This is a genomic window from Acidovorax sp. KKS102 (assembly GCF_000302535.1).
GTDB lineage: Bacteria > Pseudomonadota > Gammaproteobacteria > Burkholderiales > Burkholderiaceae_C > Acidovorax.
Window position 1 is genome coordinate 1198273 of the sequence record NC_018708.1, and the last position, 22771, is coordinate 1221043.

24 protein-coding genes are annotated in these 22771 nt (G+C 66.1%); 19 read left to right on the forward strand and 5 right to left on the reverse strand.

From position 1 onward, the window contains the following. The first annotated feature begins 52 nt into the window (after positions 1-52). From C380_RS05415 to C380_RS05440, 6 genes are all read left to right on the forward strand, one after another. Positions 53-1639: an ABC transporter ATP-binding protein gene (locus C380_RS05415; RefSeq protein WP_015012882.1), complete on the forward strand. Its 1587-nt coding sequence runs from the start codon at positions 53-55 to the stop codon at positions 1637-1639. Then, positions 1632-2705 (forward strand): ABC transporter permease, encoded by a 1074-nt coding sequence (locus C380_RS05420; protein WP_015012883.1) that lies wholly within the window; start codon positions 1632-1634, stop codon positions 2703-2705. The genes C380_RS05415 and C380_RS05420 overlap by 8 nt, the downstream gene beginning before the upstream one ends. Next, the gene (locus C380_RS05425; protein WP_015012884.1) at positions 2705-3625 is read left to right on the forward strand and encodes an ABC transporter permease; all 921 of its coding nucleotides are present in this window, start codon (positions 2705-2707) and stop codon (positions 3623-3625) included. The genes C380_RS05420 and C380_RS05425 overlap by 1 nt, the downstream gene beginning before the upstream one ends. 109 nt (positions 3626-3734) lie before the next feature. Beyond that, positions 3735-4901, forward strand: a complete 1167-nt coding sequence (locus C380_RS05430; RefSeq protein WP_015012885.1) for a BMP family ABC transporter substrate-binding protein — start codon at positions 3735-3737, stop codon at positions 4899-4901. A gap of 117 nt (positions 4902-5018) precedes the next feature. Then, complete coding sequence (locus C380_RS05435) at positions 5019-6002, forward strand: aromatic ring-hydroxylating dioxygenase subunit alpha (RefSeq protein WP_015012886.1); 984 nt, start codon at positions 5019-5021, stop codon at positions 6000-6002. Continuing rightward, positions 6002-7054 (forward strand): adenosine deaminase, encoded by a 1053-nt coding sequence (locus C380_RS05440; RefSeq protein ID WP_015012887.1) that lies wholly within the window; start codon positions 6002-6004, stop codon positions 7052-7054. Before C380_RS05435 ends, C380_RS05440 begins: the two co-directional genes overlap by 1 nt. On the opposite strand, the gene C380_RS05445 is transcribed toward C380_RS05440, so the two are convergent. Both C380_RS05445 and C380_RS25235 read right to left on the reverse strand, forming a co-directional pair. Beyond that, positions 7048-7524: an HIT family protein gene (locus C380_RS05445; protein ID WP_015012888.1), complete on the reverse strand. Its 477-nt coding sequence runs from the start codon at positions 7522-7524 to the stop codon at positions 7048-7050. The genes C380_RS05440 and C380_RS05445 overlap by 7 nt on opposite strands. After that, the gene (locus C380_RS25235; RefSeq protein WP_168162347.1) at positions 7508-7672 is read right to left on the reverse strand and encodes a hypothetical protein; all 165 of its coding nucleotides are present in this window, start codon (positions 7670-7672) and stop codon (positions 7508-7510) included. The genes C380_RS05445 and C380_RS25235 overlap by 17 nt, the downstream gene beginning before the upstream one ends. Between C380_RS25235 and C380_RS05450 the strand changes: the two genes are divergently transcribed. The 5 genes from C380_RS05450 to C380_RS05470 all read left to right on the forward strand — a co-directional run bounded on the left by C380_RS05450 (position 7671) and on the right by C380_RS05470 (position 12133). Further along, on the forward strand, positions 7671-8810 hold the full coding sequence (locus C380_RS05450; protein ID WP_015012889.1) for a BMP family ABC transporter substrate-binding protein: 1140 nt from the start codon (positions 7671-7673) through the stop codon (positions 8808-8810). The genes C380_RS25235 and C380_RS05450 overlap by 2 nt on opposite strands. A 112-nt stretch (positions 8811-8922) precedes the next feature. Continuing rightward, complete coding sequence (gene guaD, locus C380_RS05455) at positions 8923-10230, forward strand: guanine deaminase (RefSeq protein WP_043565167.1); 1308 nt, start codon at positions 8923-8925, stop codon at positions 10228-10230. A gap of 170 nt (positions 10231-10400) precedes the next feature. Beyond that, positions 10401-10868 carry a hypothetical protein gene (locus tag C380_RS05460; protein WP_148279918.1) on the forward strand — a complete coding sequence of 156 codons (468 nt, stop codon included), beginning with the start codon at positions 10401-10403 and terminating at the stop codon, positions 10866-10868. 121 nt (positions 10869-10989) lie between these two features. After that, on the forward strand, positions 10990-11562 hold the full coding sequence (gene dcd / locus C380_RS05465) for a dCTP deaminase (protein WP_015012892.1): 573 nt from the start codon (positions 10990-10992) through the stop codon (positions 11560-11562). A gap of 148 nt (positions 11563-11710) precedes the next feature. Then, positions 11711-12133, forward strand: coding sequence for a hypothetical protein (locus tag C380_RS05470; RefSeq protein ID WP_015012893.1), 423 nt, complete (start codon positions 11711-11713; stop codon positions 12131-12133). A 35-nt stretch (positions 12134-12168) separates the two neighbouring features. On the opposite strand, the gene C380_RS05475 is transcribed toward C380_RS05470, so the two are convergent. The 3 genes from C380_RS05475 to pcp form a co-directional block, all read right to left on the reverse strand. Then, positions 12169-13872: a diguanylate cyclase gene (locus C380_RS05475; protein ID WP_015012894.1), complete on the reverse strand. Its 1704-nt coding sequence runs from the start codon at positions 13870-13872 to the stop codon at positions 12169-12171. Continuing rightward, entirely contained in the window at positions 13869-14858 is a 990-nt protein-coding gene (locus C380_RS05480; RefSeq protein ID WP_015012895.1) for a delta(1)-pyrroline-2-carboxylate reductase family protein, read from the reverse strand. The genes C380_RS05475 and C380_RS05480 overlap by 4 nt, the downstream gene beginning before the upstream one ends. A 117-nt stretch (positions 14859-14975) precedes the next feature. Beyond that, positions 14976-15650 (reverse strand): pyroglutamyl-peptidase I, encoded by a 675-nt coding sequence (gene pcp, locus C380_RS05485; protein ID WP_015012896.1) that lies wholly within the window; start codon positions 15648-15650, stop codon positions 14976-14978. A gap of 122 nt (positions 15651-15772) precedes the next feature. Here pcp and C380_RS05490 point away from each other — a divergent pair, with 122 nt between their 5' ends. From C380_RS05490 to C380_RS05525, 8 genes are all read left to right on the forward strand, one after another. Then, a complete protein-coding gene (locus C380_RS05490; protein ID WP_015012897.1) occupies positions 15773-16657 on the forward strand; it encodes a neutral zinc metallopeptidase in 885 nt (294 codons plus the stop codon). Positions 16658-16690: 33 nt separating this feature from the next. Then, positions 16691-18880, forward strand: coding sequence for a SulP family inorganic anion transporter (locus tag C380_RS05495; RefSeq protein WP_015012898.1), 2190 nt, complete (start codon positions 16691-16693; stop codon positions 18878-18880). 125 nt (positions 18881-19005) lie between these two features. Next, positions 19006-19428, forward strand: coding sequence for a group II truncated hemoglobin (locus C380_RS05500; protein ID WP_015012899.1), 423 nt, complete (start codon positions 19006-19008; stop codon positions 19426-19428). A 383-nt stretch (positions 19429-19811) separates the two neighbouring features. After that, a complete protein-coding gene (locus C380_RS05505; RefSeq protein ID WP_015012900.1) occupies positions 19812-20405 on the forward strand; it encodes a LemA family protein in 594 nt (197 codons plus the stop codon). Positions 20406-20424: 19 nt separating this feature from the next. Beyond that, positions 20425-21516 carry a M48 family metalloprotease gene (locus C380_RS05510; RefSeq protein WP_015012901.1) on the forward strand — a complete coding sequence of 364 codons (1092 nt, stop codon included), beginning with the start codon at positions 20425-20427 and terminating at the stop codon, positions 21514-21516. Positions 21517-21557: 41 nt separating this feature from the next. Then, positions 21558-22031, forward strand: a complete 474-nt coding sequence (locus C380_RS05515; RefSeq protein WP_043566106.1) for a RidA family protein — start codon at positions 21558-21560, stop codon at positions 22029-22031. Beyond that, complete coding sequence (locus C380_RS05520; RefSeq protein ID WP_043565169.1) at positions 22028-22441, forward strand: GFA family protein; 414 nt, start codon at positions 22028-22030, stop codon at positions 22439-22441. Before C380_RS05515 ends, C380_RS05520 begins: the two co-directional genes overlap by 4 nt. 11 nt (positions 22442-22452) lie before the next feature. Beyond that, entirely contained in the window at positions 22453-22686 is a 234-nt protein-coding gene (locus C380_RS05525) for a hypothetical protein (RefSeq protein ID WP_015012904.1), read from the forward strand. Positions 22687-22771: the final 85 nt, after the last annotated feature.

A 22771-nucleotide genomic window follows, 5' to 3' on the forward strand; every position in this document is an offset into this window, starting at 1 on the left:
TGAGGTATTTTCATTCTTATAACAAGTTGTAAAACTGAGAGACAATCCCCGCATGAGTTCTCCCCCCAATCCTTCAGCGCCTGGTGCGGCGCCGCCACGGCTGCAGCTGGTGGGCATCACCAAGCGCTACCCGGCCGTGGTGGCCAACAGCGGCGTGTCGCTCACGGTGCTGCCGGGTGAAATCCACGCCGTGCTGGGCGAAAACGGCGCGGGCAAGTCCACGCTGATGAAAATCATCTACGGCTCGGTCAAGCCCGACGAAGGCAGCGTGTTCTTCAACGGCCAGGCCGTGCAGGTGCGGAATCCGCAAGAAGCGCGGGCCCTGGGCATTGCCATGGTGTTCCAGCACTTCAGCCTGTTCGACACCCTAACCGTGGCCGAGAACGTGTGGCTGGGCCTGGACAAGAGCCTGACGCTGGCCGAAGTGACCGGCCGCATCACCGCCAAGGCCGCTGAATACGGCCTCGACATTGACCCCCTGCGCCCCGTGCACACGCTGAGCGTGGGCGAGATGCAGCGGGTGGAAATCATCCGCGCCCTGCTCACCAACCCCAAGGTGCTGATACTGGACGAGCCCACCTCGGTGCTCACGCCCCAGGCGGTCGAAAAGCTCTTTGTGGTGCTGCGCAAGCTCGCCAGCGAGGGCTGCAGCATTCTCTACATCAGCCACAAGCTGCACGAAATTCGCGCGCTATGCACTGCCTGCACCGTGCTGCGGGGCGGCAAGGTCACGGGCGTGTGCAACCCGGCCGAGGAATCCAATGCATCGCTGTCGCGGCTGATGATCGGCGCCGAGCCGCCGGCGCTGGAACACCGTGCCGTGCAGACTGGCGCCACGGTGCTGCGCGTGCAGGGCCTGTCGCTGCCGCGCGCCGACCAGTTCGGGGTGGATTTGATCGACCTGCAGTTCGAGGTCAAGGCGGGCGAGGTGGTGGGCATTGCCGGGGTGTCGGGCAACGGGCAAAAAGAGCTGCTCTATGCGCTGTCGGGCGAAGACCAGCGCGCCGAGCCGGCCAGCATCCAGGTGACGGGCCAGAACGCGGGCCGCATGGGCCCGGGCCAGCGCCGTGCTTTGGGCCTGCACTTTGTGCCTGAAGAGCGCCTGGGCCGGGGTGCTGTGCCCACCATGGGGCTGGCGCACAACCTGCTGCTCACCCGCACCAATTCGGTCAGCGGCAGTGGCTGGATCAAGGTGGGTGCGCTGCAAAAGCATGCGGCGGACATCATTGCCCGTTTCAATGTGAAGGCGGGCGGCCCCAACGCGGCGGCCAAGTCGCTGTCGGGCGGCAACCTGCAAAAGTTCATCGTGGGGCGCGAGATCGACGCCAACCCGAAGCTGCTCATCGTCTCCCAACCCACCTGGGGTGTGGACGTGGGGGCGGCGGCGCAGATTCGCGGCTCCATCCTGGCGCTGCGCGATGCGGGCTGTGCGGTGCTGGTGGTGAGTGAGGAGCTGGACGAATTGTTTGAAATCTGCGACCGGCTGCATGTGGTGGCCAAGGGGCATCTGTCGCCCTCGGTGCCCCGCGCCGAGGCCACGGTGGAACGCATTGGCGAATGGATGAGCGGGCTGTGGCATGCCGATGTGCAAGCGCACCTCGCTCAACAGGCCAAGGCAGGGGAGGTGCAGCATGCTTAAGCTGGAACCACGCCCCCAGGCTTCCAAGCTCTGGACCTATGGCTCGCCGCTGCTGGCGCTGGCCTTTACCGTGCTGATCGGTGTGGCCTTGTTCATTGCGCTGGGCAAAGACCCGGTGCGCGGGCTGCAGGTGTTCTTCTGGGAGCCCATCAAAACGCAGTACGCCATTGGCGAACTCATGGTCAAGGCCACGCCACTGTTGCTGATTGCGCTGGGGCTGGCCGTGTGTTTCCGCTCCAACGTGTGGAACATCGGTGCCGAAGGCCAGTTTGTCATCGGCGCCGTGGTGGCGGGTGGCGTGGCGCTGCTGGCCGACAAGACCACGGGCCCCTGGATCGTGCCCGCCATCCTGCTCGCCGGGGTGCTGGGTGGCATGGTCTGGGCGGGGCTCACGGCGCTGCTGCGCGACAAGTTCAATGCCAATGAAATCCTGGTGAGCCTGATGCTGGTCTATGTGGCCACGCTGGTGCTGGGCTACCTGGTCTATGGCCCGTGGAAGGACCCCATGGGCTACAACTTTCCGCAGACCAAGACGTTCGAGAAGGTCACGCAGATCCCGCGCCTGATGCAGGGCTCGCGCGTGTCCATCGGGTTGCTGCTGGCGCTCGCAGGCGCTGGGGCCTTGTGGGTGTTCCTGTTCCGCACCCGTGCGGGCTTTGCCCAGCAGGTGGGCGGCTTGGCACCGGCGGCGGCGCGCTATGCGGGTTTTTCGTCGCGCCGCGCGCTGTGGACGGCATTGCTGATTTCGGGTGGTGCCGCCGGTTTGGCGGGTGCGCTGGAGGTGGCCGGGCCCATCGGTCAACTCACGCCCTATGTGCCGGCTGGCTACGGTTTTGCGGCCATCATCGTGGCCTTTGTGGGGCGGCTGCACCCCGTCGGAATGATTCTTTCCGCCATCCTCATGAGCATGTTCTACATCGGCGGTGAACTGGCGCAGTCGCGCCTGGGCCTGCCCAAGTCGCTCACCGGCGTGTTCCAGGGCCTGCTGCTGTTCACGCTGCTGGCCTGCGACACATTGATTGCCTATCGCATCCGGTGGGTGGGCACCAGAAAGGTGGTGGCCTGATGGAATCCTACGCACTCCTCATCGGCGCCACACTCAGTGCGGGCACCGTGCTGGCCATCGCGGCCCTGGGCCTGCTCATCAACGAGAAGGCGGGCATCGTCAACCTGGGGGCCGAGGGCATGATGCTCTGCGCCGCCATTGCCGGGTTTGCCACGGTGGTCCACACCGGCAACACCTGGCTGGGCTTTGCCGCAGGCATGGCGGCCGGTGCCGTGCTGGCCGCCATCTTTGGCGTGCTGGTGATCTGGCTCAACACCAACCAGTACGCCACGGGGCTGGCGCTCAGCCTCTTCGGCGTGGGCTTCTCGGCGTTTGCGGGCATCAGCTACGTGCAGGCCAAACTGCCCGAGCTGCCCAAGTACGCGATTCCGGTGCTGGGCGATGTGCCGCTGCTGGGCCCCGCGCTGTTCCGTCAGCATCCGCTGGTGTATCTCACCATGGTGCTGGTGGCGGGGTTGATCTGGTTCCTGTACCGCTCGCGCGCCGGGCTCGTGCTGCGCTCGGTGGGTGAGTCGCCCGAGTCGGCGCATGCATTGGGCTACCCGGTGCGGCGCATCCGGCTGGCGGCCGTGGTGGTGGGCGGTGCCCTGTGCGGGCTGGCCGGGGCCTACATCTCCACCGTCTACACGCCGCTGTGGGTCGAGGGCATGGTGGCTGGGCGCGGCTGGATCGCGCTGGCACTCACCACCTTTGCCACCTGGCGCCCGGCACGGGTGTTGCTTGGTGCTTATCTGTTTGGTGGCGTGACCATGCTGCAGTTCCATTTGCAGGCCACGGGCGTGCAGGTGGCCAGCCAGTTGCTGAGCATGCTGCCGTATGTGGCCACCATCGTGGTGCTGGCGCTGATCTCGCGCAATCCGACCTGGATTCGCATCAACATGCCGGCATCGTTGGGCAAACCGTTTTATCCGGGCTCGTGATAGGGATTGCGCGCGCGAAAATCTGGTTACCCTGCGGTAGATCGCACCATAATTGATAGTTTCGTCCCCCAACCTTTGCAAGTCTTACTTCTTCGATAAGGAAACCGACATGACTGATCTGCAGAAACGCTCCATGCTCAAGGTGGCAGCGCTCTCCGCTGTGGCCGCTGCCGCCCTCGTGGGTTGTGGCAAGAAGGAAGAACCGGCACCGGCCCCCGCGCCTGCACCGGCCCCTGCCGCAGAAGCACCGGCCCCCAAGCCCGAGCCACTGAAGATTGCGTTTGCCTATGTCGGCCCTGTGGGCGACGGCGGTTGGTCGTTTGCACACGACAACGGTCGCAAGGCCATCGAGAAGGAATTTGGCGACAAGGTCGTGACGAGCTTTGTGGAAAGCGTGCCCGAGTCCGCTGACGCCGAGCGCGTGCTGCGCGATCTGGCCGGCCAGGGCAACAAGCTGATCTTCGGCACCACCTTCGGCTACATGGAGTCCATGCTCAAGGTGGCGGAAGACAACAAGGGCGTGAAGTTCGAGCACGCCACCGGCTACAAGACGGCCGAGAACCTGCGCACCTACGACAGCCGCACCTACGAAGGCGCGTACATGGCTGGCATCATCGCTGGCGCCATGACCAAGTCCAACACGCTGGGCGTGGTGGGCTCGGTGCCGATTCCTGAAGTGATCCGCAACATCAACAGCTTCACGCTGGGTGCGCAGTCGGTCAACCCCAAGATCAAGACCAAGGTGGTGTGGGTGAACGAATGGTTCAGCCCACCCAAGGAAACCGAAGCGGCAACCAGCCTGATCAACGGCGGCGCTGACATCCTGTTCCAGAACACTGACTCTCCCGCCGTACTCAAGACTGCTCAAGAGAAGGGCAAGCGCGCCTTCGGCTGGGACAGCGACATGACTGCCTATGGTCCCAAGGCCCACCTGGCATCGGCTGTCATCAACTGGGGCCCGTACTACGTCAAGGCTACCAAGGACGTGCTGGACGGCACCTGGGCTTCGGGCCAAAGCTGGTGGGGCGTGAAGGAAGGCGCGATCGACATCGTCTCCATCGCTGAAGACGTGCCTGCCGAAACCAAGGCCAAGGTGGAAGAAGTGAAGAAGGGCCTGGCCGACGGCAGCTTCAGCATCTGGAAGGGCCCCATCATGGGTCAGGACGGCAAGCCCGTGCTGGAAAAGGACGCTGTGGCCGACGACAAGTTCCTGGGCGGCATCAACTTCTACGTCAAGGGCGTGGAAGGCAAGATCCCCGGCGGCGACAAGAAGTAATTCGCACCGCGTTCATCAGCAGCTCTTGCGGGCTGCTGTGACAAAGGGCCGCCCTGGGGTGGCCCTTTTGTTTTGCAGGGGCCTTTTGCGGTCCGTGGCTTTTGAGGAGCAAGGACGATGGTGGAATCAACGTTGTGGCACCCGGTAGCCCTGTCAGAGGCCGTGGCTGCGCAGGCACCGCTGGCCGTGCAATTGCTGGAACAACCCGTGGTGTTGTGGCGCGACAGCGGAGGCGCTGTGCACGCGCTGGCCGACCAGTGCCCGCACCGGGGCGCCCGCCTGTCGCTGGGCCGCGTCACGCCCCAGGGCCAGTTGGAGTGCCCCTACCATGGCTGGCAGTTTGCGGCCGGCGGGCAGTGCACGCATGTGCCCGCACTGCCCAGCTTTGTGCCTCCGGCCACCCACTGCGCTAGGCACTTTGAGACGCAGGAGGCTTATGGCATGGTCTGGGTTCGCATCGCACCGGGTGAGCAGGGGCTGCCTGTGTTTGCGGCGGAAGGGGACGCCCGCCTGCGCAAGCTCAACTGCGGTCCTTACGATGTGGCGGCCAGCGCGCCGCGCATCATCGAAAATTTTCTGGACATGTCGCATTTCGGCTTTGTGCACGAAGGCTGGCTGGGCAGCCGCGAAGCGACGGCCATCGACGACTACCGCGTGGAGCCCACGCCCACGGGCGTGCTGGCCACGGGCTGCAAGGCCTGGCAACCGCAATCCAACCTGCATTCAACGGCGGCTGCCCAGGTCGAATACACCTACGAAGTCACGGCGCCCTATGCAGCCGTGCTGACCAAGGTGCCCGAGGCGGGCACCACGGCGGTGAAGGGCTGGCGCGAGTCCATAGCCCTGTTCATATGCCCGGTGACGCCCGTGCGCAGCCGGGTGTGGTTCCGGCTGGCGGTGGCGGATTTTGATTCGCCGGACGAGAAGCTGCAGGCCTTCCAGCACACCATCTTCACGCAGGACCAGCCCGTGCTGGAGTCGCAGATGCCACAGTGCCTGCCACTCGACCTGCGCGCGGAGTTGCATACCGCCGCCGACAAGGCATCATCTGCTTACCGCCGCTTTCTGCGCCAGAGTGGCATCACCTTTGGAGTCTGCTGATGTTCAAGATCCCCCCCATCTCCGCCGAGCGCCTGCCCAGCCTGCTGCGTGCCATGCCCAAGGCCGAGCTGCACATTCATATCGAGGGCTCGCTGGAGCCTGAGCTGATCTTTGCGCTGGCGCAGCGCAACGGGCTGACGCTGCCCTATGCCAGTGTGGACGCCTTGCGCAGCGCCTATGCGTTCACCAACCTGCAGAGCTTTCTGGACATCTACTACGCGGGCGCCAGCGTGCTGCTGCATGAGCAGGACTTCTACGACATGGCGCGCGCCTACCTGGGCCGCGCGGCGCGCGACAACGTGCTGCACGCCGAACTCTTCTTCGACCCGCAGACCCATACCGCACGCGGCGTGCCCATGGAGACCGTCATCAACGGTCTGCACCGTGCCTGCGAGGATGCTCGCGCTGAACTGGGCATCAGCGCCACGCTGATTTTGTGTTTCCTGCGCCACCTGAGTGAGGAGTCGGCGTTCGAAACGCTGGAGCAGGCCATGCCGCTGCTCGACAAGATCGTGGGTGTGGGGCTCGATTCCAGCGAACTGGGCCACCCCCCTGAGAAGTTTGCCCGCGTGTTTGCCCGCTGCCGCGAACTGGGCCTGCACCTGGTTGCCCATGCGGGAGAGGAGGGCCCTCCCGCCTACATCTGGAGCGCGCTCGATGTGCTCAAGGTCGAGCGCATCGACCACGGCGTGCAGGCCGTGCACGACGCGACGTTGATGCAGCGCCTGGCGCAAGACCGCATTGCGCTCACGGTGTGCCCGCTGTCCAACCAGAAGCTGTGTGTGTTCCCCAATCTGGCGGACCACAACCTGGGAAAGCTGCTGGATGCGGGCCTGGCGGCCACCGTCAATTCAGACGACCCGGCGTACTTCGGCGGCTATATCAACGACAACTTCACGCAGGTGTTTGCCGCAACCGGGCTCACGGTGCGCAATGCCTACCAGCTGGCCTTCAACAGCTTTGAGGCGAGCTTTGCGAGCAACGCCGACAAACGCGTGTGGGAGCACAAGCTCAAGGAAACCTTTGAACGCTACGTAGAGCACGACTACTGACGGGCGGAGCCTGGCCCTGGCTCTGGCGCAGACGCCAGAGCGCCGCGCAGCTGCTGCGCGTAGCCTTGCAGCACATGCGCCGCGGGTTCCTTGCGGGGCCAGCTCAGTGCAATGCCGTCGTGCGCATGGCGTGGCACTACGTGCATGTGGAAATGGAACACGGTCTGGTCGCCTTCGCGGCCATTGGCCTGCAGCAGCGTGAGCCCGGGCGGGTTGAAAACGGTCTGTACCGCATGGGCGACGCGCTGGGCTGTCTGCATGACGGCGGCGGCCTCTTCGGCGGTGATATCCAGCAAGGTGGCGGCGTGGCGCCGGGTGGCCACCAGCACATGGCCGGGGTTCACCTGGCCGATGTCCATGAAGGCGATCGTCAGGGCGTCCTCATACACCCTGGCGCACGGAATTTCGCCAGCCACCAAGCGGCAGAAAATGCACTGTCCTGGGGGCGAGGTGTCAACAAACATGGGCATGCAGCAGCTCCTTGGCAATGGCAGTCAGCGGGCATCGTATCCGGGGCCGCGAGCCAGCCAGGGCTGCTGCGGTAAAATCCGCCGCAAAGACCGCTGTCCCGGCGGTCTTTTTGTTTTTGCCTTCCGGGACCATGTAGAGGAACACCATGTACAAAAACCTCGCCACCGCACTGCGTGCGGCCTGTGTGAGTGCGCTTGCGGGCGCCGTTTTCATCTCCCCCGTTTTATCCCAGTCCGGCGCCACCGGCACCACCGCCCCCAAGGCGCAGCCAGCCCCGCCTGTCAAGGCCGGCTTTGTCTATGTCACGCCGGTCACCGACGCGGGCTGGACGCACCAGCATGAAGCGGGGCGCAAGGACGTCGAGGCCGCGCAGGGCAGCCAGGTGAAGACCACGTTCGTGGAGAACGTGGCCGAAGGTGCCGATGCCGAGCGCGTGATCCGCGACCTCGCGGCCACGGGCCACCAGATCATCTTCACGCCCAGCTTTGGCTACATGGAGCCCACGCTCCGCGTGGCGCAGGATTTCCCCAACGTGAAGTTCGAATCCATCACCGGCTACAAGCAGGCCGCCAATGTCGCCACCGCCAATGCGCGGTACTACGAGGGCCGCTACCTCGCAGGCATTGCCGCAGGCCGCATGAGCAAGACCGGCGTGGCCGGTTTTGTGGCGGGCTTTCCCATCCCAGAGGTGCTGCAGGGCATCAATGCCTTCACGCTGGGCATGCGCTCGGTCAACCCTAAGGCCACCGTCAAGGTGGTGTGGCTCAACGTGTGGTTCGACCCGCCCAAGGAGCGCGACGCCGCCATGGCGCTGTTCAACCAGGACGTGGATGTGATCGCTTTCCATACGGGCTCCACCGCCGTGATGGCGGCTGCGCAAGAGCGCGGCAAGATGGCCGTGGCCTACCACTCTGACATGCGCAAGACCGGGCCCGATGCCCAGATCGTGGCCGTGACGCACCAGTGGGGCGCCTACTACACCGAGCGCGTGCGCGCTGTGCAAAACGGCACCTGGAAAAGTGCCAACCTGTGGGGCGGCGTGCGCGAGGGCATGATCCGCGTGGGCGACTTTGGTACCCGGGTGCCAGCGGCCGTCCAGCAAGAGGTGCTCAATGCGCAAAAGGCCGTGGGCGCGGGCAAGCTGCAGCCCTTCCGCGCAGGCAAGGCGCCGGTGCGCGACAACGAGGGGCAGGAGCGCATTGCCGCAGGTCAGGCGCTGTCGGATGCACAAATTTTGCAGATGAACTGGCTGGTGGAAGGCGTGGTGGGTAAGGTGTCCCGCTGATACGGTCGGGCGTGTCGCCCATCGTTGTCACTGATCGGTGCTCCCCGAACCCCATAGCCTCTATGGGGTGCTGCATATACAAACGGCGCCCCCTGCCGCTAAGCTTGCCGCCATGCCTGTTTACCGTTCCGCCCTTTTGCGTTTTGCCGATGACGGCCGCGCCCTCTATGACGAAGATGGCCTGCTGGCCATTGGCCCGGATGCCCAGGGCCGCCAGCGGGTGCTGGCAGCCGGTGCCTGGCAGACCCTCGCACCCCAGTTCGCCGGAGAGCCGGTGGTGCATTTGCCGGGGCGCATTCTGGCCCCGGGGTTTGTGGACATGCACATCCACTTTCCGCAGACGGACGTGATCGGCTCGCCCGCCGATGGCCTGCTGCCCTGGCTGGAGAACTACACCTTTCCCCACGAGTCGCGGTTTGTGGAGCAGGACTATGCGGGGCAGGTGGCGCAGTTCTTTGTGGCCGAGCTGCTGCGCAACGGCGTGACCACAGCCCTGGCGTTTTCGACGTCTCACCCCGCGTCGGTGGACGCCTTGTTTGCCGAGGCCCAACGGCAGCACATGCGCCTCATCACCGGCAAGGTGCTGCAAGACCGACACTCGCCCGACGGTGTGCGCGACGACACCCAGCAGAGCCTGATCGACACCGAGGCCCTCATCCGACGCTGGCACGGCGTGGACCGGCTCGGCTACGCCATCACCCCCCGCTTCGCGCCCACCAGCACCCATGAGCAATTGCGCGGGGCGGGCGAGCTGGCTGCGCGCTACCCCGATGTGTGGATCCAGTCCCATGTGGCCGAAAACCGCGACGAAATCCGTTGGGCGCGCGAGCTGTTCCCCGCCGCACGCAGCTATCTGGCCGTGTATGACGACTTCGGCCTCATGCGCGAGCGTGCGGTGTATGCCCACTGCATCCACTTCGACGACGACGACCGGGCGCTGATGCGCGACACCGGCGCGGTGGCTGCGGTCAGCCCCACCAGCAACCTCTTTCTGGGCAGCGGGTTCTTCGACTACGCGGGGGCCGACCGGGTGGGCTTCGGCTACGGCCTGGCCAGCGATGTGGGCGGGGGCACCAGCTTCAGCCCGTTCCACACCATGCTGGCCGCGTACTACGTGGGGCGGGAGGGGCAGACCAAACAGGGCCTGAGCCTGTCGCCCCAGCAACTGTGGTGGCAACACACGGCTGGGGCCGCCAAGGCGCTGGGCCTGGCCGGTGTGGTGGGCAATCTGCAGCCAGGCTGCGAGGCCGATTTTGTGGTGCTGAACCCCGAGGTCACACCGCTTTTGGCGCGCAAGACCCGGCAGGCGCGCAACCTGGATGAGCTTTTGTTTGCGCTGATCGTGCTCGGTGACGACCGCGTGGTGGAGAGGACGGTGATTAGTCAGGCCGGTTCAAACAAAGAAGGCCATGGCGCCTGATCGGAAACGGCGAAAAGTCATCATTTTTAACGCCGTACCGCAGAATTGCCGCGTCGTCCATACTGCATTTGCAGGATGTATTTGAGCCGAGGACGGCGGCACAGTGTGCTGATGCTGGATGCCGTGCGATGGGCGCACGGCGCGTGCATTTTTTGTTCAGGGTGAGTTATATGCCTCCAACCAAATATTTGTTTGGCCTGCTGCTGATCGCCTCTCTGTCGCCGTTGGCGGCGCTGGCGCAAGACGCACCCAAGGATCCCGCACCTGCGGCCTGCGAGGCTCGGGTTGGCGCGCCGCAATGGCTACCCTGTGGCCCGGATCGGGTGTTTACTGAGGCGGAGGTCAAGTCCCTGCTTATCAAGGAGGAGGCGATCACCAAGATGGTGGTGACCAGCGGAAAATCCGGTAAGCGATTTTTTGTTCACTTCAAACCAGCCGGAAAGTTGGACTCTGGTCCTGAAGGCGGCACCAACTTTGGCAAGAGCTGGAAGTTCAAGGGCAACCAGGTGTGCCGCGATTACTACCGCATCACCCAGGTGGACTGTGGTGTGTTTGAGTTGCAGGGCACAACCCTGTATCTCGTTGATGACGACGGGGCGCGGAGCCCTGTGAATGCACTTGAGTTCGCTAGGCCTTAGCGTAGTTGCCGTGCTCTCCCCTAGTGGAGGTGGAATTCTCAAGCAAAATACGGCCTAGGCGCTGGGACATCAAGCGCTAGCAGCTATAAAAATCGTAGTATTTTGCCGAGGAATCTGCAGCATGAGCATCAAGAGCGACAAATGGATCCGCCGCATGGCGGCCGAGCACGGCATGATCGAGCCCTTCGAGCCCGGTCAGGTGCGTGAGGTCGAAGGCCGCAAGATCATCAGCTACGGCACCAGCAGCTACGGCTACGACATCCGCTGTGCGCCCGAATTCAAGGTGTTCACCAACATCCACAGCACCGTGGTGGACCCCAAGAACTTCGACGAAAAGAGCTTTGTCGATTTTGAAGGCGACAGCTGCATCATCCCGCCCAACAGCTTCGCGCTGGCCCGCACGGTGGAATACTTCCGCATCCCGCGCAACGTGCTCACCATCTGCCTGGGCAAAAGCACCTACGCGCGCTGCGGCATCATTGTCAACGTGACCCCGTTCGAGCCCGAGTGGGAAGGGTATGTGACGCTGGAGTTCAGCAACACCACGCCGTTGCCCGCACGTATATATGCCGGCGAAGGCTGTGCACAGGTGCTGTTCTTCGAAAGCGACAAGGACGACGTCTGCGAGGTCAGCTACCGAGACCGGGGCGGCAAGTACCAGGGGCAGGTGGGCGTGACGCTGCCCAAGGCCTGACAGTCTCGGCGGCGCGCTGGACACCCCCCCTGTGGGCAGGGGCGGTGTCCTACAAACGCCATGCGCCTTGGCTGAAATGCAAGCATCGGTAAGTTTTTTAGCATCGGTGACATGCCTCCCGGGAGATGGGGGCTGATGGAGCCTCACCATGCTGATGTCCGCTGTTGCCTCAAGTTTTTTCTTTGCGCCCGTCCGTGCCCTGGCACCTGCGCAGGGCGCTGCGGTCGCCGCCAAAGCCAAAGCGCCAGCCGCTTCGCCGGTGGCCTCAGCGTTTCAGTCGGCTGATACGGCGCCGGACCCTGCAGATGCAGGCTGTCACGCCCACCACACCCCCACCCCCACCCCCACCTATTGGCCTTGTGAACTCCTCAACGACTTTGTGCTGCGCATGGCCGCCCAAGGCCATTGCGTGAACATGTCAATGATGCTGGGCCACCGGCCTTACGCGCTGGAGCGGCTGGCGCTGGCAGCCCAGGCGCCGGATGCCAGCTTGCAGGAACTGGCGGGCCAGCTGCGGCCGTACTTCGATGCGCCAGTGCTGGAGGCGGGGGCAGTATCCAGCGGGCACTGACCGGGTGCTTGTTCTTGGAAGGCTCTGATGCCCAATTAAGCTTCCACACAAACCCGATTGCGTCCCTGCCCCTTGGCCTCATAGAGCGCTGCGTCGCCCCGCCGCAGCATGGCGGCACCATTGTCATCTGCGCCGCGCATCGTGGCCACGCCCGCGCTCACGGTGATGGTCCCCACCACCGGGTCCTGCTGCTCCGCCATGGCCGTGACCAGAGCGTGTGCAATCGATTGGGCGCCGTTCAGGTCGGTGTCGGGCAACAGCGCCACAAACTCCTCGCCCCCCAGCCGGGCCACCACATCCGAGCCCCGCAGGCGGGATTCCAGCGTGCGCGCCAGGCGCCGCAACACCTCGTCCCCCGCCTCGTGTCCGTAGGTGTCGTTCACCCGCTTGAAGTGGTCCACGTCCACGGTGATCAGGCTCAACGGACGGCTGCTGCGCCGCGCCAGCGCCACGGCAAAGGCCATTTGTGTCTCGAAGCCGCGCCGGTTCAGCAGGCCGGTCAGGGCGTCGGTGCGCGCCTGCAGGTCCAGGGCGCGGTTGGCGGCTTCCAGTTCCAGCGTGCGCAGCCGCACCTTTTCTTCCATGGCTTCACGGGCGGCCACCAAGTGGTGCGTCATGCGGCCCAGAGACTGCGAGAGCTGCTGCACTTCGCGGCTGCTCTGCATGGCCGGGATGTCACTGCCTGGGCGGCCCGCCTCCACGCCGCTGGCGGCATCGGCCAGCGCATACAGGTCCACGCTCAGGCGCCGGGCGGCCAGCCAGGCCAGGGCCGAGGCGAACAGCGCGGCAACCAGACCGATGGCGAGCGCCAGCTGCACGGAGTCATCCGCCTCGGCAAAAGCCAGCTCCACGGGTTGACGCGCCACGATGCGCCAGCCCAGGTCGCTGGCGGCATTGCGTGGCTGCAGCTGCGTGGCTGCGGTCAGGTAGCGTTTGCCGTCCTGCCACCGTGCCACGGTGGTCTGCGTGCTGCCGCCGCCGTCGCGGTTGTTGTTGATCTGAATGCCCTCGGGCAGCCGCTGCCCGGCGGCCCGCATCACCTCGGTCCGCCCGCCGGGGGCAAAGATCAGGGTGCCTTGCCGGTCAAAGATGAACAGTTCCAGCGCGCTCTCGTCAGACGAAGCGGGCGTGAGGCTTTCGAGCACCTCGCGGGTCCATTGCCAGCTGCCGTGGATGGCGAACACGCCCACGGTGGTGGGGCCGATGCGGATGGGTGCGGCAAAGTCCACAAAACGGTGCGGCTCGCCCGTCGCGGTGGGGGGCAGCAGGGATTCGAGCAACTGCGCTGCATGCACGTCGCCCACATGCACTCCTTGCAGGCCGTGCTGAAACCAGGGGCGCTGCGCCACGCTCTGCCCCACCAGCAGTCCGTTTGTGGCATTGCGCACCACGCCTTGCGCGTCGGCCACGCCAATCCACACATTGGTGGGTTGCATGGCTTGGCTGCGGGCCAGCATGTGTTGCGCTTCGGCAGAGTCGAGCCCCTTGGACCAGACCACTTCGGCACTGGCCATCACCTCGGCCTCCAGGCTGCGCTGCATGAGGCCCAGGGCCAAGAGCTTGCCGGCGTTTTCGGCCACCACCTGCAACGAGTTGCCTGCATCGCGCTGGATGCGGTGCTTGAGCAGTTCGCCGAACCCCAGCGACAACAACACCGACAGGCCCACCACCAGAGTGCCGAACACCAGCGCGATCTGCATGCGCAGGCTGTGGTCTGAAAAGCGGGTGATGAACATCATGCAGGCGTTGCGGTCACGGAGTCCATCGCTGCCAGGGCCGGGCTGGCATGGCGCAATGCCAGCCGGGCAGCCGCCAAGTCCCAGCCGGCCCAGCCGCAGCTTTTGAACAGCACCGGGCCCTGTGGGTGCTTCAGCGCCGCATTGCGGTGGTCACGCACCACATCGCCCAGCGTGGGGAGCGCGGCCACATCCAGGCCTGCCTGCAACAGATCGCCTGCCTCGTGCAGCGCATCGCTGGTGTCCACCACGATGCGTCCGTGCTGCGCGATGTGCTGGCACAGGCCCGGGGCCAGCTCCACCATGGCGGGCGTGAAGGCGCCCACCGCTGCGATGAACGTGTCGGGCCGGGGCGGGGCGCTCAGCACCACGGCCTTGCCGGTGGTGCAGGTGGCGATCAGCGGGCAATGAGGCACGGCAGCATCGGCGTCGGGCACCACCCGAGCCTGGGCGCCCAGCGCTTGCACTTGCGCCGCGAGGGCCTCGGCGCTGGCGCGGCTGCGGGAGGCAATCCACACCTCGCGCACGCCGAGGCCGTGGATGAAGGCCTCGGCGTGCGCCAGGCCCTGCACCCCTGCGCCGACGATGAGCAAAGGCCCTTTTGGCATCGGCGCCAGCCGCTGGGCGGCCAGCAGCGACGCTGCGGCGGTGCGCCGTGCGGTGACGGTGGGACCATGAAGCACCAGCCGGCGCTCGCCCGTGGCGATGTCAAACACCACCACGTCGCCCTGGATCGACGGGCGCCCGGTGCCCGCGTTGCCCGGGGTCAGGGTGATGAGCTTGGTCATGGCCACCGCCTGATCCGTGGCAGGCATCACAAACAGGCTGCCGCCTTGTGCCAGCGGCAGCACGGCCCGCTGGGGTACCACCACGCTGTTGTCCTGCAGCAAGGCAGCAATTTCATCGGCCAGTGCGGACCAGGGCAAGCGCGCAGCGGTGGCGGCCGCGTCCAGCAGGCCAGGGGGTGCGAAAGAGGGGGCAAAAGGCATGCGCGGACTTTACACAGCGTGCCGGCGGCCTGGGAGCGGAGAACCCCTCACCGACGCCGGGTACGGGACCACAGGGCAGGGCGGTCTCGGCTCAGGGTGGCTGTACGCGGTACTTCATCAATGCGTGGCCCCTGCCTGCAGCGCAATGTCCTGCGGGGCCAGCACCGCCGCCCAGAGGGCTGCATGGATGCCGCGCACCATGTCGCGCAGGGGCAGATGGGGCTCGCCCTGGCCGCTGAGCCAGGGCACATGCACAAAGCCGCCACGCGCTCCCTGGGGGGCAGTGCCCTGCGCCAGCAAGTGCATCAGCCCGTACAGCACATGGTTGCAGACAAAGGTGCCTGCGGTCTGCGATACCTCGCAGGGCACGCCTGCCCGCTGCACGGCACGCAGCATGGCCTTTATGGGCAGGTTGGCAAAGTAGGCGGCGGGCCCGCCGGTCTGCACCGGGGTGTCGATGGGCTGGGCGCCGCAGTTGTCGGGGATGCGCGCATCGTTGATGTTGATGCCAATGCGCTCGATGGACAGCGCTGCCCGTCCACCTGCCAGACCTAGGCACAGTGTGATGGCAGGCTGGTGCTCCTGCAGCAGCGACTGCAGCCGCTGCAACGACTGCCCGAACACCGTGGGCAACTGCGCGGCCACCACCTGGTGCCCTGCAAGGCGCTGGCCGTGCAGCGCTTGCGCAATCAGCCAGCTGGGGTTGTTTGCGCCGCCGCCAAACGGGTCAAAACCGGTCAGCAAGATGGCCGAGCCGGCCTGGGGCGTGCTGTGGGGAGTGTCAGGAGCCATGGATGTCATGAGAGGCGGGCTGAAGCGGGGTGGAACACATCGTAAATCGTCCACGCCGGGGCCGTCCCGGCGCGTAACATGCAGGCTTGGCCGCCCCGCCGTGAGGGCGCTGGAGAGACGCAATGAAATGGGAAGGCAATCGCGAGTCCGACAACGTGGAAGACCGCCGTGACGAGGGCGGCGGCGGTGGATCGCCGGTGTTTGGTGGGCGCAGCATCGGCATTGGCACCATCGTGATCGCGCTGGTGGGGGGCTGGGTGCTGGGCATCAACCCCTTGACCATCCTGGGGTTGCTCAGCGGTGGCGGCCCGGCGCCCCAGGTCCAGACACAGCCCCATACCCCTGCCCACAGGCCTCCGGCCGATGACACCATGGCACGTTTCGTGTCTACGGTGCTTGCGGACACGGAGGACGTGTGGGGCGAGTTGTTCCGCCAGGGCGGCGGTCGCTACCAGGACCCGCGGCTGGTGTTGTTCCGGGGCGCCACGCCCACCGCCTGTGGCACAGGCCAGGCCGCGATGGGACCGTTCTATTGCCCGGCTGACCAGAAGGTCTACATCGACCTGGGCTTTTACGAAACCCTCAAGACCCGTTTGGGAGCCCCCGGCGACTTTGCCCAGGCCTACGTGATTGCCCACGAGGTAGGCCACCATGTGCAGAACCAGCTCGGCATCAGCGCCAAGGTGGACCAGATGCGGGGCCGTGTGAGCAAGGTCGAATACAACGCGCTGTCGGTGCGGCTGGAACTGCAGGCCGACTGCTTTGCGGGGGTCTGGGCCCACCACGCCCAGAAGGCCCGGCAGATCCTGGAGCAGGGCGATGTGGAGGAAGCCATGAACGCCGCCGCCAAGATTGGTGACGACGCGCTGCAGCGCGCCAATGGCGGTGCCGTGGTGCCCGAGAGCTTCACGCACGGCACCAGTGCCCAGCGGCAGCGCTGGTTCAACAGCGGCCTGCAAAGCGGCAGTGTCAAGACCTGCGACACCTTTGCAGCGCGCAGCCTGTAGGCGCGCAATGCCCGGGGCTTGCTAGACACCTTCATGCCACCGACCGCACCCGTGACTGCCGCGCTGCATCGCCGTGCCGGCCCTTCGGCGGGTGCTGGGGTCGGGCCGTCAGCGCCGCAGCCCTCGGGCGCCGCGGCGGCGTGGTCTGCGGCGGCGGTCACCGTGCCCCATGCCGTGGGGCTGGGGCTGCTGGCGTTTGCGCCGCTGGCGGGTGAGCATTCTCTGGCCGCGCTGGCGTTGTGGTCGTCCGCGTTACCCGGCCTGCTGCTGACCTTGGCGACGCCCCGTGCCGGAGTGGTGTATGCACCGACCACGGTGGTGGCATTGCTGTTTGCTGCCGTGCTGGCGACTGCCCACGGTGCGGCCCCCAGCCTGGGCCTGAGCGCGCGCCAGGTGCTGGCGGTCAGCGGTGCCACGGTGGCTTTGGCCTTTGTGTTCCAGTGGCTGCTGGGGGCGTTACGGCTGGCGTCGGTGGCACGGTTTCTTCCCATCTCGGTCACCCACGGGTTTGCAGCCGGTGTGGGCTTGTCGATGGTGGTGGGACAGGTGCGCAATGGTTTTGGCGCGGGGGCTGATGCGTTGTGGGACGCACGCACCGGCTGGCACCTGCTGGCGGCTCTGGCCGTGGTGGTGCTGGCCTGGGGGCTGCGCCGGCGCTGGCCCCGCATGCCGGGGCTGCTGTCGGCGGTGGCCGTGGTGGCACTGGCCGTGGCGCTGGCAGGGGTATGGGGCGTGGGGCTGGGCAGCGTGTTCGTGCCAGCCGTGCCGCCCAGCGTGTTTGCCTGGCCCATGTTGCCCGACTGGACGGGCATTCCCTGGATGGCCCTGGCCCGGCAACAGGGCTCGGCCCTGGTGGTGTTGGCGTTGCTGATGGCGCTGGTCAACAGCCTGGAGATTCTGGTGTTCAACCAGGAGCTGGAGCTGGACCACGGCCTGCGCGGCAACGCCAACCTGGCCCTGCGCCGCGAGAGCCTGTTGGGTGCGCTGTGCGGGCTCGTGGGCATGATTCCGGCGTCAACCAGCGCTTCGCGTTCGCGCATCGTGCTGGCGCAGGCGGGGGCCTCGCGCGACGCCCCGCGCTGGCACGCCGCCATCATGCTGGGGGTGGCGGTTACCGGCGCGTGGTGGCTGCACTGGGTGCCCATGGCCTGTCTGGCAGGGGGGTTGGTGCTGGCGGGCCTGATGCAGGTGCCGGGGCTCATGTGGTCGCTGGGCTACGCCCGCCGGTCGCGGGTGACCTGGGCGCAAAGCTGGCTGGTGGCGCTGGTGTTTGCGGTGATGGGGGGCGTGGGGGCGCTGGTGGCTGGCCTGGTGGTGGCCACGTTTGTGCTGCTGCACGACTCTGCCGCCACGGTGCTGCGCCACGTTCGCCTGGATGGCGAGCTGCGCTCGCGGCGCTTGCGCCGTGCCGGGTCGGACAGCTGGCTGACGCCGCGCATGAACCAGGTGGCCGTGTTTGAACTGCAAGGCGTGATGTCTTTTGGGGTGGCCGCCCACCTGGCCGAGCAGGTGCGCATGCTGCTGCTGCCGCGCCATCGCTGGGTCATTCTGGACGCGGGCCGTGTGCCTGCGTGGGACAGTACGGCAATGGCCCAACTGCGGGCGCTGGTGCGTGACCTGGACCAGCAGGGCATCGCCGCAGCCGTGGCAGCCCTGGACCCCATGGCCGCCGAGCATGCCGGAGAGCATGTGCGCGCCTTTGCCGACCTGGACCGGGCGCTGGAATGGGCCGAGGTGGGCATCCTGTCGCAGCGGCCCATCGAGCAACGCCCCGCGCACCCCGAGCGCGATGTGCTGGGCGAGGTGGGCGAGGGCGTGCCCAAGGCCGCTGCCGAGGCCTTGCAGGCGCTGCTGGTGCCGCAGGCCGTTGCACCCCATGGTGTGGTGTTCCATGCGGGGGATACGGACCATGACCTTCTCGTGGTCAAGTCCGGCCACATCACGCTGGTCACCCAGTGGCCGCCCGACAAGGGCTTGCGTCTGGCCACCGTCGGTCCGGGCATGGCGTTTGGCGAGATGGCCTTCCTCAACGGTGCGGCCCGCAGTGCCTGCGCGGGCGCCGAACGTGGCCCGGCGCACCTGGTGCGGTTGTCGCGCGCGCATTTCGATGCCTGGGCCCGGCAGTATCCCGAGGCGGCCCTCACGGTGATGAACAACCTGGCCCAGATCGGCGCCCGGCGCCTGGCGGTGACCACGCGGCAGCTGCGGGCAGTGCTGGAGTAAAGGGGCACAGGGCATCGGGTGTCGATGTGTGGTTGTCCCACACGCGCTGCAGGCGCATGACAAGCCCGGATTTCTATAATCCAAGGCTTCCCGACACCGCCTGGCAACCTCTTCTTGCCAACCCCATGGAATCCACCCCCTCGTCCTCCGCCGCAGAGGCCCCCGTGGCCGCCACACCTTTTGAATGGATCGGCGGCGAAGAATGCGTGCGCGCCCTGACCGAGCGCTTCTACGACCTGATGGACCTCGAGCCCGGCTACGCCGAGCTGCGTGCCGCCCATGGCAGCGATCTGGGCCAGGCCCGGCAAAAGCTGTTCATGTTTCTGTGCGGCTGGCTGGGCGGGCCGTCGTACTACACCGACCAGTTTGGCCACCCCCGCCTGCGTGCGCGCCACATGCCGTTTGCCATCGGCATCAAGGAGCGCGACCAGTGGGTGGCCTGCATGGACCAGGCCATGGGCGAGACCGGCGTGCCCACCGACCTGCGCGTGCGGCTGAAGGAAAGCTTCATGGGCACGGCCGACTGGATGCGCAACAAAGGGGTGTAGCCAGCCCGCAAGGCGGCCTCTTTGGCGCTCTTGAATGGCGCCCTTGTGTGTTTTCTGGGGCTTCGTCCACAGGCTCCAAGAACGTGTTCATGTTCTCGCAGGGGATCGCGTTGGCGCGCAATCGGGATGAGTGGATGTTTCGGATGCGCCGCATGGGCTCGCGCCCATGCAAGCAGCCGGGGCGTCCAATCGCCCGATTTCGCACCAACCCTGCGGGCAGTGGTCTTTGCGGGCGGTCTGCGGCGTTGCGGCGATCGCCAATAGCCGAGCTATTGGCTGCGCACCGCGCCTTGCATCCCCTCCCGCAAAGACCACTGCGCGACCCCTGGGAGATCGTGAACACGTTCTAAGATGCTCCCTCCAACAAATTCAGGAGGTGGGGTATGTCGGCAACTGCATGGGTCGTGGTCGTTGTGCTGGTCGCGGTGGGGTTGTGGGCTGTGGCGGTCTACAACCGGCTGGTGCAGTTGCGCAACCGCATTGCCAACGCGTTTGGTCAGATCGATGTGCAGCTCAAGCGTCGGTATGACCTGATTCCCAATCTGGTGGAGGTGGCGCGCGGCTATCTCGCGCACGAGGCCGCCACGCTGGAGGCCGTCATCAAGGCCCGCAGCCAGGCGCAGGGAGCAGCTGCAGCGGTGCGTGCCGCACCGCAAAGCGCCAGCGCCATGGGCGCGCTGGCAGCGGCAGAGGGCGTACTCGGCGGCAGCTTGGGCCGCCTGATGGTGGTGGCCGAGAGTTACCCTGAACTCAAGGCCGACGCCACCATGCAGTCGCTGTCCGAAGAAATCACCAGCACTGAAAACCGCCTCGGTTTTGCACGTCAGGCCTACAACGACCAGGCGCTGGAGTTCAACGATGCGGCGGCGCAGTTCCCGGACCTCATCGTCGCGCGCCTGCTGGGTTTTGCGCCTGCGCCCATGCTGGCGTCCACGCAGTCCGACGAAGAGCGCGCCGCGCCCCGGGTGAAGTTCTGACCCTTCCGCTTCCATTCGCATGAAGTTCTGGGATCACCAGCACAACGCGCGCAGCGAGACGCGTCGCTTGCTGCTGGGTTTTGCCTTCGCTGTGGTCGTTCTGGTAGCGGCCGTGCATGCGGCCCTGGCGCTGGCCTGGTGGCTGATGGTGGCGGTGCTGCCCGTGCACTTGCCCTTCCCCCAAGGTTTTCTGGCTGCCAATGTGGGGGTCTCGCTGATGCTGGTGCTGGGCGGCTGGTGGGTAGAGACGTCCAACTTGCGTGCAGGTGGTGTCAAGCTGGCACAGCGTGTGGGCGCGCGCGAGTTGCGCCCGTCGCTGTCGCACGCCGAGCAGCGGCTGTCCAACATCGTGGACGAGCTGTGCATTGCCGCGCACATGCCGCGCCCGCAGATCATGGTCATGCCGCGCACCGATGCCATCAACGCGTTCGCTGCCGGGTGGGACGAGAGCGACGCCGTCATTGCCGTGACGCAGGGCGCCCTGGACTACCTCACCCGCGAAGAGATGCAGGGCATGGTGGCGCATGAGCTGAGCCATCTACACGAGGGCGACACTCGCCTGAAGATGCGCCTGGCGGGCATGGTGTTCGGGCTGGAGCTGGTCTACAACTTTGGCGACACGATGCGCGAGCGCCGGGGCCTGGCCTGGTGGTTCGGTTCGGCCATCATGGTGGCGGGCTTTGCGGGCTGGCTCACCGGCCGCATGCTCAAGGCCGCCGTATCGCGACAGCGCGAATATCTGGCCGACGCACGCGCGGTGCAATGGACCCGCAGCCGCGATGGCCTGGGTGGTGTGCTGCGCAAGGTCATGGCCCAGCGCCGCGACACCCCGGCCGGGTATGCCGAGAACCCCGTCCACACCGGCCTGGCCCACCCGGCCGTGCAGCACATGCTGCTGGTGGACGTACCCGGCCGCAGCCGCATGGAGCGCTGGCTGGATACCCACCCCACGCTCGACGACCGCGTGCAGCGCGTGTATGGCCGCCGCATGCAGCCTTTGCCCGCCGTGCCCGTGCATGCAGGGCATGAATCGGCGCGGCGTGACGAGGGTGGGGCGCCCGGCACCGTGTCGATCGCCTCGCTGGTAGACCCTTTTGCGCGCTTCATGTAGCCCGCTGCGAAGGCCGCAGTTTTTTCAGGAGACCCATGTCCATGTCACGCGACGCGAGATTTCAGGAACAAGCCCAGGCGCTGGGCTACCGATTTGATGGCGAGATCAAGATTGGTGGCAACTACGTCCCGCTCGTGCGCGACGGCCACCACATCTACCTGAGCGGGCAGATCCCGCGCGTGGGCGACACCGTGGTGGTCACGGGCGCTGCCGGGGCGGTCGCCACGCTGGCCGATGCGCAAAAAGCCGCGAAGGTGTGTGTGATGCGGGCGCTGGCGCTGCTGCAGCGCGCCTTGGATTCGCTGGACGCCGTGCAGTCCATCCTGCGCATCACTGTGTACGTGCAGTCGGCGCCTGCCTTCACGCAGCAAAGCGAGGTGGCCGACGGTGCCTCCGAGGTGCTGTTTGCCGTGCTGGGCGAGGCTGGTGCCCACACCCGCACCTCGGTGGGTGTGCTGCAGCTGCCCAAGAACGCGACGGTGGAGGTGGACTTGATCGCGTCGGTGGCGCCATGACGACGCCTGCTGCTGTGCACCGAGGTAGTTGCCTGTGTGGTGGCGTGCGTTACGAGACCACGGCGCCATTGCAGGGTGCATCGCACTGCCACTGCTCGATGTGCCGCAAGGCGCATGGTGCGGCGTTTGGCAGCTATGGCAGCGTGTTGCGTGTGCACCATCGCTTCGTGTCTGGGCAAGGGCTGACGCGCACCTACCGGTCTTCGCCCCAGGTCATGCGCACGTTTTGCTCGGTGTGTGGCTCGCCCTTGCTGTGGCACAGCGAAGGCCCCTATAGCGAGTGGGTGGCCGTGCCGCTGGGTACCTTGGACACCGCCTACGAGACCCCGCCCCAAAAGCACATCCATGTGGCCTCCAAAGCCGCATGGGTAGTGATCTGTGATGGTTTTCGGCAAGAGGCCGAAGGATAGATCGGTACCCCATGGCAGCACCGTTGAACGCTCACCCCCGTTTTAATGTTTTCGGTCGCATCGTCGAAGTGCGCCGCGAAGGTGCGCTGTGGCAGGCCTACCGAGTGGGCGCAGATGGCAAGCGCTCGCCGTCGGGCTTTGTGATCCCCGACTTTGTCCAAGAGCATGAGCTGGCACAGTTTCTGGAAGACCTGTTCCACGAAAGCGCCTCGCCGCACAACGGCGACGTGTACCGTATCGATTGAGTCGCTGCAAGGCGCACTGACCGCAGCACGAGGCACAAGTGTTGCGGCCACGTTGCCACGTCACACCGCTGTCAAACCCGGCCCA